Source organism: Peptoniphilus sp. (genome assembly GCF_050943655.1).
GTDB lineage: Bacteria > Bacillota > Clostridia > Tissierellales > Peptoniphilaceae > Peptoniphilus_A.
This window is the reverse complement of record NZ_JBMNPQ010000060.1, coordinates 1-8,903: the sequence shown is the minus strand read 5'-3', so window position 1 is coordinate 8,903 and position 8,903 is coordinate 1. Positions and strand designations below refer to the sequence as shown.

7 protein-coding genes and 1 pseudogene are annotated in these 8,903 nt (G+C 31.6%); all 8 read left to right on the top strand.

What is annotated here, in order from left to right; all coding sequences use genetic code 11:
• Positions 1-9: 9 nt before the first annotated feature.
• Complete coding sequence (locus tag ACOX6R_RS06165; RefSeq protein ID WP_433448352.1) at positions 10-2,154, top strand: RelA/SpoT family protein; 2,145 nt, start codon at positions 10-12, stop codon at positions 2,152-2,154.
• A gap of 4 nt (positions 2,155-2,158) precedes the next feature.
• Positions 2,159-2,608, top strand: a complete 450-nt coding sequence (gene dtd, locus ACOX6R_RS06160; RefSeq protein ID WP_433448350.1) for a D-aminoacyl-tRNA deacylase — start codon at positions 2,159-2,161, stop codon at positions 2,606-2,608.
• A gap of 7 nt (positions 2,609-2,615) precedes the next feature.
• Positions 2,616-3,242: an MBL fold metallo-hydrolase gene (locus tag ACOX6R_RS06155; RefSeq protein WP_433448348.1), complete on the top strand. Its 627-nt coding sequence runs from the start codon at positions 2,616-2,618 to the stop codon at positions 3,240-3,242.
• Positions 3,239-4,576, top strand: coding sequence for a coproporphyrinogen dehydrogenase HemZ (gene hemZ / locus ACOX6R_RS06150; RefSeq protein ID WP_433448346.1), 1,338 nt, complete (start codon positions 3,239-3,241; stop codon positions 4,574-4,576). The genes ACOX6R_RS06155 and hemZ overlap by 4 nt, the downstream gene beginning before the upstream one ends.
• A 2-nt stretch (positions 4,577-4,578) precedes the next feature.
• Positions 4,579-6,120, top strand: coding sequence for a Mur ligase family protein (locus ACOX6R_RS06145; RefSeq protein WP_433448344.1), 1,542 nt, complete (start codon positions 4,579-4,581; stop codon positions 6,118-6,120).
• Between the two features lie 155 nt (positions 6,121-6,275).
• Positions 6,276-8,054 (top strand): aspartate--tRNA ligase, encoded by a 1,779-nt coding sequence (gene aspS / locus ACOX6R_RS06140; RefSeq protein WP_433448342.1) that lies wholly within the window; start codon positions 6,276-6,278, stop codon positions 8,052-8,054.
• A gap of 10 nt (positions 8,055-8,064) precedes the next feature.
• Positions 8,065-8,487, top strand: coding sequence for a SoxR reducing system RseC family protein (locus ACOX6R_RS06135; RefSeq protein ID WP_433448340.1), 423 nt, complete (start codon positions 8,065-8,067; stop codon positions 8,485-8,487).
• Between the two features lie 7 nt (positions 8,488-8,494).
• Positions 8,495-8,903 (top strand): annotated as a pseudogene (locus ACOX6R_RS06130) (hypothetical protein); the annotation flags it as partial.

The window sequence follows — 8,903 nt, the reverse complement described above, 5'->3', positions numbered from 1 at the left end:
GTGAAGCTAATGTTAATTGACGATTTAATTAAAAAAATAGAATCATATAATGAAAATGCAGACTTCGACCTAATAAATAGAGCGTATTTATTGGCAGAAGAAAAGCATAGAGGTCAAAAGAGAAACTCAGGAGAAGATTATATAATCCATCCTCTTCATGTTGCACTTATTTTGGCGGACATGAATATGGATACTCCAACAATAATTGCTGGATTACTTCACGATGTCATAGAAGATACAGATGTAACTTATGAAGAAGTAAAAGACGAATTTGGCGAAGAAATTGCCGACTTAGTAGATGGAGTTACAAAACTTAAAAAATTAAATTATAAAAATAAAGAAGAAAAACAAGCAGAGAATATTCGAAAAATGGTTCTTGCCATGGCCAAAGATATTCGTGTAATTATCGTTAAGCTTGCCGATAGATTGCACAACATGAGAACTTTGGAATACATGACTGAGAAAAAGAAAATTGAAAAGGCTACTGAAACCATTGAAATTTATGCACCTATTGCTGATAGACTTGGTATGAGCAAAATTAAATGGGAACTTGAAGACCTTTCACTTAGATATTTGGACAAAGATGGATATTACGAACTTGTTGAAATGGTAAACAAGAGAAGAAGTGAAAGAGAAGAGTTAATAAATGGTCTAATCGACACATTGTATGAACATCTAAAAGAAGTTGGAATAGAATGTGAAATTAGTGGAAGACCAAAGAATTTTTATTCAATCTATAAGAAGATGAATAAAAAAGGGAAATTATTTGACGAGATTTATGACCTCTCAGCTGTAAGAGTTCTCACAAACTCAGTAAAAGATTGCTACGGCGCACTTGGAGTTGTGCACTCATTATTTAAGCCAATACCAGGAAGATTTAAAGACTATATAGCAATGCCAAAGCCAAATAAATATCAATCACTTCACACTACAGTAATTGATAGCAATGGCGAGACATTTGAAGTTCAAATAAGAACTTATGAAATGCATCAAACTGCTGAATATGGTATCGCAGCCCACTGGAAATATAAAGCTGGAGTAAACAAGACAACTTCTTTTGACGAAAACTTAACTTGGCTAAGACAACTGCTTGAATGGCAAAAAGACGTAAATGATCCAAACGACTTTATGGACACATTAAAAATTGACTTCTTTGCCGACGAAGTATTTGTATTTACTCCAAGTGGCGACGTTTTAAACTTGCCTGAAGGATCAACTCCAATTGACTTTGCGTATAGAATTCACACACAAGTTGGTAATACATGTGTTGGGGCAAAAATTAACGGAAGAATTGTTCCACTAACTTATAAATTAAAGAGCGGAAATATAGTTGAAGTTATTACTAATCCAAACTCTGCGCCTTCACTTGATTGGTTAAAGATTGTAAAGAGCCCTCAAGCTAGAAAGAAGATTTCTCAATATTTTAAAGTTAAAGATAGAGACAAAAATATTGAAAGAGGACGCGACTTAATTGAAAAAGAAGCAAAGAGACAGGGATATCAAGTTCACAGCATTGTAAAAGACGAATGGCTAGAAGAAGTAAGATCAAAGATGAACTTCTCCACTATTGATGATTTATACGCTGCACTTGGATTTGGAACAATTACAATAAATCAAGTTTTTGCAAAATTAACGGATATTTATAATCGCTACAATAAAAAAGAAGTTGATGTTAAATCTACTGAAAATATTTCTAGAAGAAATTTAAACAATCAAGGAATAGAGGTAAAGGGTGTTGACGGAGTTAATGTAAGAATTGCAAAATGCTGCACACCAGTTCCAGGAGATGACATAATAGGATATATCACAATTGGAAGAGGAATTTCTATTCACAGAAAAGATTGTCAAAATATAATTAACAACACTGACCCATCTAGACTTGTTGAAGTGCACTGGCAAAACACAGACTCAGCAAGCTACCAAGCGTCTCTTGAAATAAGAGCAGTTGACAAAGGAAACTTAATTAGCGATATTGCAATAAAAGTTTCAGATTTGAAATTAAATATTTCTTATTTAAATGCCAAAACACTAAAAAATGGCGATGTTGTCATAAATATTACTGTAGATATAACAGACACTAGTGAGCTAGAAAGATTAATAGAAAAATTAAAACGTGTAGATAATGTTCTTGATGTGTACCGTATAAAGGCGTGATTTTATGAGAGCAGTTGTTCAAAGAGTTAAGAATTCAAAAGTAACTGTTGATGACAAAACAGTTGGAGAAATTTCAAAGGGACTTATGGTTCTTCTTGGAATTGAAACAAGTGATACTGAAGAAGACTTAAATTATATTTTAAAGAAAGTGACAAAGCTTAGAGTTTTTGACGATGAAGATGGAGTGATGAATAAGTCACTTTTAGACTTAGGTCTAGACCTTTTAGTTGTAAGCCAATTTACTCTTTATGGAGATGCTAGAAAAGGAAATAGACCGAGCTATGTTCGTTCAGCAAAATTCGATGAAGGTTATGTATTGTATGAAAAGTTTTTAGAAAAAGCAAAACCACTTGGGATAAATGTAGAACACGGTGAATATGGCGCTGATATGGATGTTGAAATTTTAAACGATGGACCGGTTACAATTTTATTGGATTCAAACAAGGAATTTTAGGTGAATTATGGAAGAAAAAATTATTAAATTAGTTGTTGGGATGTTGCAAGAAAATTGTTTCATTTTATACGATGAAGATAAAAATGCCTTTATCGTCGATCCAGGCGGATCTAGTGAACTTATTATTGAGACAATAGAAAAAAATGAATTAAATCTTAAATTTATTTTACTGACACATGGTCATGTCGATCATGTTGGTGCTGTTGCCACATTAAAAGAAAAATATGATTTAGATGTGTACATGTCTTTAGAAGATAAAGACTTTTTAGAATCACCAGAGACTGTCCGTTCATCTACATTTGGACTTAAGACAAACCCTGCTAAAGTTGACCACTTGGTAAAAGAAGGAGATGAAATTGCCTTTGGAGATAATAAAATAAAGGTAATTGAAACGCCGGGTCACACTCTTGGTTCAGTATGTTATTTATATAAAAATATATTGTTTGCTGGAGATACTTTATTTAACGAATCTATTGGAAGGACAGATTTTCCAGAGTCAGATCACAACAAGATGATGGAGTCTTTAAAAAAATTAAAAAATCTTGATGATGATATATATGTACTTTCAGGACATGGTCCAGAGACTCAAATGGGAAATGAAAAATTAAATAATCCCTTCATGAGAAATTTATGATTTCAGTAAAGGCAGATAGAGAATTTTTGCAAAAATCTCTTTTTGAATTTTTGAGAATTAAATTTCCAGATTATGTAAACCATAAAGAGATTAAATTAACTGTTGATAATGTTAAAAATAATTGGAGAGTATTTTTAATAAAAGATGAACTTTCTTTTGACATATCTTTTTATTTTGAAAGCGAAAGGGAAGTTCACTATGAAATAAAAAGAAGGCTCTTCGATTATTTTGTAGAACAGGATCTTTTTTTTGACAAAAGCTACGGAATACTTTCTGGAGTTCGACCATCTAAACTTGCATCTAAAATATTTTCAAAAAATTCTCTAGAAGATTCAATTAAAATTTTAAAAGATAAATATAGAGTTCCAGAATCTGATTCAAGATTTTTGTACAAAATTTACAAAAAACAAAATAATATTAAAAGTCCTTTTTCAAAAGATAATTATAATATATATGTAAACATTCCGTTTTGCCCAAGTAGATGCAGCTATTGCTCTTTTGATACAGCAATATATAATAAAAACTTGGCAAAAGATTATGTAGACGCACTTTTAAATGAGATAAAAAGTTATGAGAGAAAGTCTAACAAAGCACCACATTCAATCTATATTGGTGGTGGAACGCCATCTTCTCTAGAAGTTTATGAGCTTAATAAAATTATAAAGCTTTTACTAGATAAGTTTGGTAAAGCCTATGAATTTACAGTTGAATGCGGAAGAATTGATACATTATCTGTTGAACTTTTAGAAATGCTTAGGTCCAATGGTGTAAATAGAATATCTCTAAATCCACAGAGCTTTAACGAAGAAGTTATTAAAAATTTAAACAGAAATTCCAATGCTGATTTTAAAAAATGGTTTGACATTGCAAGAGAAATTGGATTTCGTGTTATAAATATGGATTTAATTTTGGGGCTTCCAGGAGAAGATAATGAAAGTATTATAAGTTCTATAAAAAAAGCTATAGAGATTGGACCAGAAAACATAACTCTTCACACCTTGGCGTTAAAAAATGGATCGAAGTTATTTGAATACGGATACGAAAATAAAAATGACTACGATAGTCTCTTAAAAGACACAAAGATTTTGATGGAAGAAAATTTATATGAGCCCTATTATATGTATAGGCAGAAAAAAACTGTTATGAATTCTGAAAATATTGGATATTCTCGCACGGGAACTCAATCAATTTATAATATTGCAATGATGGAAGAGATTGAAAACATAATCGGTTTCGGTTCAGGTGCAAGTTCCAAAGTACTTAGTGATGCGGGAAGATTTAAAAGAGATATAAATACGAAAAATTTAAAAGAATATATCAATAAGAGGAGATAAATGTGAAGTTAAAAGATTTAATTAAAAATGTCGAGATTTTAGAGGCTAATTTTGATTTAAATTCTGCTTTAGAAAATGACTATAAGCTAGTTACTCATCACACTGATGATGTTGTAGATGAAAGCATTTTTGTTGCTATAAAAGGCTATGTGACAGATGGACACAAATTTGTAAAAAAAGCAAAAGAATTGGGAGCAACACTTGCTGTAGTAGAAGATTATGTAGATGTAGAAATTAACCAAATTAAAGTAAATAATTCAAGAATTGCTCTTGCAGATATTTCAAATAATTTCTATCATGAACCTTCAAAGAAAATGAATATGATTGGGATAACTGCTACTAATGGCAAGACTACAACAGCCTTTATGGTTGAGAGTGTGTTAAAAGAGGATAAGAGAAATACTGGAATAATAGGAACAGTCTTTACAAAGTATAATGATGTAATGGTTCCATCAATTCTCACAACTCCAGAGTCTGTAGTACTTCAAAGATATTTAGATGATATGGCACAAAATAATGTAACTGATGTTGTAATGGAAGTTTCTTCTTCTGCTCAGGAGTTATACAGAAACAAAAACATTGACTTTGACTTTGTTACTTTTAATAATCTTGGAAGAGAACACATTGACCAACACGGATCATTTGAAAATTATTTTAAGTATAAATCAAGATTAATAAGAAATGCTAAGGAAGATGCCGTTGCCGTTCTAAACTTTGATTATGACATGATAGCAGAACTTTCTAATGAAACTAAGGCACAAGTTCTTAGCTATTCACTTAAAAATTTAGACAGAGACTTTGGAATTACAGATCTAGATTTATCAACAGGTAAAGGATCATTTACATTCCACGTAAATAGAGATATTACTCTTAAAAATATAGAAATTAAGAAGCAAAGCTTTAAGATTGAACTTGGAGCAGTGGGTTATTCTTCTGTAATGAACTCACTTGTTGCTATTATAATTGGTCTATGTCTTGGAATTTCTGTCGATACAATTCAAAATGCTCTTAAAAAATTTGCAGGCGTAGAGAGAAGATTTGAGCTTATCTATGACGAAAAGTTTAAAATCTTAGACGATCACTTTGCCAATGAAAATAATATTGATGCCACAATGAAAACTCTAAAAGAAATGGATTATAATAATTTAAACATTCTATATGCAATTAGAGGTCACCGCGGCGTTGAAGTAAATAGAGAGATAGCAGAAAAGTTAGTATATTGGATGAGCATTCTTAAACCAAAGAGATTCGCAGCAACCCTTTCTAAAGACGTAGTTACATGGAAAGATGAAGTTTCTGAAGATGAATTAAATGTTTTTAAGAAGATAATGGAAGAAAATAATATTAGTTACGAAATTTATGAAACTCTTGATGAGGCAGTTAATGATTCCATTAATTACCTTAGAGATGACGATATATTGCTTTTAGCAGGTTGCCAAGGAATGGACAAAGCAGCAAAATTTGTAAAGGATAGACTCATTAATGATAATCTAGTTACAGATGTTGAAGTATTCAGCAAGAGAATTGATAGCAGAATTTGTTAAATATTGATATTTACACCTATTTGATTTATAATATTATATATTTATAATTAAAATATCCTTGCAAAAGGAGTTTAAACTATATTATATAATTTATGGTGTTCGCAAGAAAGCTCCAAGTCCAACTGGATTGGAGCTTAAATTTTGAGGAGGAAATTATGGCAGAGAATATGGGAAATCTAAGGAGATCTATGTATTGCAACGAAATTTCTGAAGATATCATTGGAGAAGAAGTAACTCTAATGGGTTGGGTTGCAAAACAAAGATCCCTAGGCTCAATAGTTTTTATAGATTTAAGAGATAGAAGTGGTATAGCACAAATTGTATTTGATGATTCCTTTGGAGAAGAATTATTAGAGAAGGCAAGTCATGTTAGAGGAGAATATGTAATTGCCGTTCGCGGTAAAGTTCGCATGAGATCATCTATAAACGAAAATATAGACACTGGTAGAGTTGAAGTACTTGCAGAAGAACTTAGAATACTTAGCGAGTCTGATGTTCCGCCAATTTACATTAAAGATAACGACAATGTTTCTGAGAACATGAGACTTAAGAATAGAGCACTGGATCTTAGAAAACCTAGCATGCAAAAAAATCTTAAGATTCGTTCCGAAATTTATAAAATAACTCGCGATTTCTTTTATGAAAATGGATTTATAGAAGTAGAGACTCCAATGCTTACTAAGCCAACTCCAGAGGGAGCAAGAGACTACCTTGTTCCAAGTAGAGTTAACCCAGGAAAATTTTATGCTCTACCACAATCTCCACAACTTATGAAACAACTCTTAATGGTTGCAGGACTAGATAGATATATCCAAATTACAAAATGTTTTAGAGATGAAGACTTAAGGGCAAATAGACAGCCTGAGTTTACACAAATAGACCTTGAAATGTCCTTTGTAACTGAAGAAGATGTAATGGATATAAATGAAAGATTTTTACAAAAGCTCTTTAAAGAGTTATTAGATAAAGATATAGAGCTTCCACTTCAAAGAATGGAATATAAAGAAGCAATGGATAGATTTGGGGTAGATAAGCCAGACCTTAGATTTGGAATGGAGCTTGTTGATATTTCTGAAATTGTAAAAGACTGCGGATTCAAAGTTTTCGAAGGCAATGTATCTAATGGAAAGAGCGTTCGTGGAATTAAAGTAGATGGCGGAGCAGATAAGTATTCCAAGAAACAAATGAAAAAATTAGAATCTTTTGTCAAAGATTACAAGGCAATGGGTCTTAGCTGGATAAAATATGAAGATGAAGTGGACTCACCAATTGCTAAATTTATCTCCGAAGAAAAAATGCAAGAAATCTTAAATGCTTTCGATGCTAAAAAAGGCGATTTAATTTTAATCCTTGCAGATAAAGACTCTGTGGTTTACAGCGGTCTTGGAAATTTAAGAAACAAGATAGCAAGAGATTTAGATTTAATCGACAAAGACGACTATAAATTATTGTGGATCACAAAATTCCCACTATTTGAATTTGATGAAGAAGAAAATAGATATGTTGCAATGCACCACCCATTCACAAGTCCACTTGATGAAGACATTGATAAACTTGAAAGTGATAAAGAAAATGCAAGAGCAAAGGCTTATGACATTGTCATTAATGGCGATGAAATAGGTGGGGGAAGTATTAGAATTAATGATCCACAGATACAAGAAAAAATGTTTAAAGCTCTAGGACTTGACGAAGAAGAAGCAAAAGAAAAATTTGGATTCTTACTAGACGCATTTAAATACGGAGCACCACCACATGGAGGACTTGCTTTTGGTCTTGATAGGCTTGTAATGCTATTTACAAATGCAGATAGCATAAGAGATGTAATCGCATTTCCAAAGACTCAACAAGCAACTTGTCTATTAACAGGAGCTCCAACAGAGCTTTCAAAGGAACAATTAGAAGAAGTACACATTTCAGTTATTGAAGAAGAATAAGGTGATTTAAATGGAAGGCATTGGCATTGTCAGAAAAGTTAATGATGGAAGAATCATTGTAGAATTTATGAAGAAGAGCGCTTGTGGTGATAGCTGCGATTCTTGCAATGCTCATTGCGCTGAATCTCAGTTAGAATATTTAGAATTTAAAAACACCATTTCTGCCAAAGTTGGGGATTTAGTTAAGTTAAATGTAAATGAAAAATCTGTTTTTAATTATAAGTTATTAGTATATGGTATGCCCCTAGTATTTTTGATAATGGGCATCTCCATAGCCTATAGTTTGCTTTCAAAAAATGGAATAAAAAATGTAGATTTAATATCCCTAATAATTGGACTATGTTCAATGGCAGTTTCCTATTTAATTATTAATAAAATCGACAAAAAGTTTGGAAAAAATTCATCTAGCTTAATGATTTTAGAAAAAATGTAGGTGACCTATGGAGAATAAACGATGGGGTAAAGTATTATTTGGTTTTTCAATAGTTCTTATTGTTTTAGCAGTGGCGTTTTTTGTCTACACTAAGTTTAATTTAAAATATTCTAAAAAACTTACAGCAGAAAATGAAGCCTTAAAAAATGAAATTGAATCAGTAGAAAAGAACGTCAAAGAGCTTCAATCAGAATTATCAGATACAGAAATCGTCCTCAACAAAAAGTCATTGGATTTTTATGAAAGCTATGGATATCAATTTGATGGTAATAAAAAAGAAGAATTAAAGACAGTTATTGGTGAACTGGAAGAAAAAAATACTGAACTTTTAAGAAAGATGACAGAGCTTATTAATAACAATTCGAAGTACTACGAATCTAATATATACGAGAATGAGACTTATGATAAGTCTGTTG

What these genes read in the sequence shown, in the direction of transcription:
- dtd (WP_433448350.1), top strand. Translation starts at nt 2,159, where the DNA reads ATGAGAGCAGTTGTTCAAAGAGTTAAGAATTCAAAAGTAACTGTTGAT.
- ACOX6R_RS06155 (WP_433448348.1), top strand. Translation starts at nt 2,616, where the DNA reads ATGGAAGAAAAAATTATTAAATTAGTTGTTGGGATGTTGCAAGAAAAT.
- aspS (WP_433448342.1), top strand. Translation starts at nt 6,276, where the DNA reads ATGGCAGAGAATATGGGAAATCTAAGGAGATCTATGTATTGCAACGAA.
- ACOX6R_RS06135 (WP_433448340.1), top strand. Translation starts at nt 8,065, where the DNA reads ATGGAAGGCATTGGCATTGTCAGAAAAGTTAATGATGGAAGAATCATT.
- ACOX6R_RS06165 (WP_433448352.1), top strand. Translation starts at nt 10, where the DNA reads ATGTTAATTGACGATTTAATTAAAAAAATAGAATCATATAATGAAAAT.
- hemZ (WP_433448346.1), top strand. Translation starts at nt 3,239, where the DNA reads ATGATTTCAGTAAAGGCAGATAGAGAATTTTTGCAAAAATCTCTTTTT.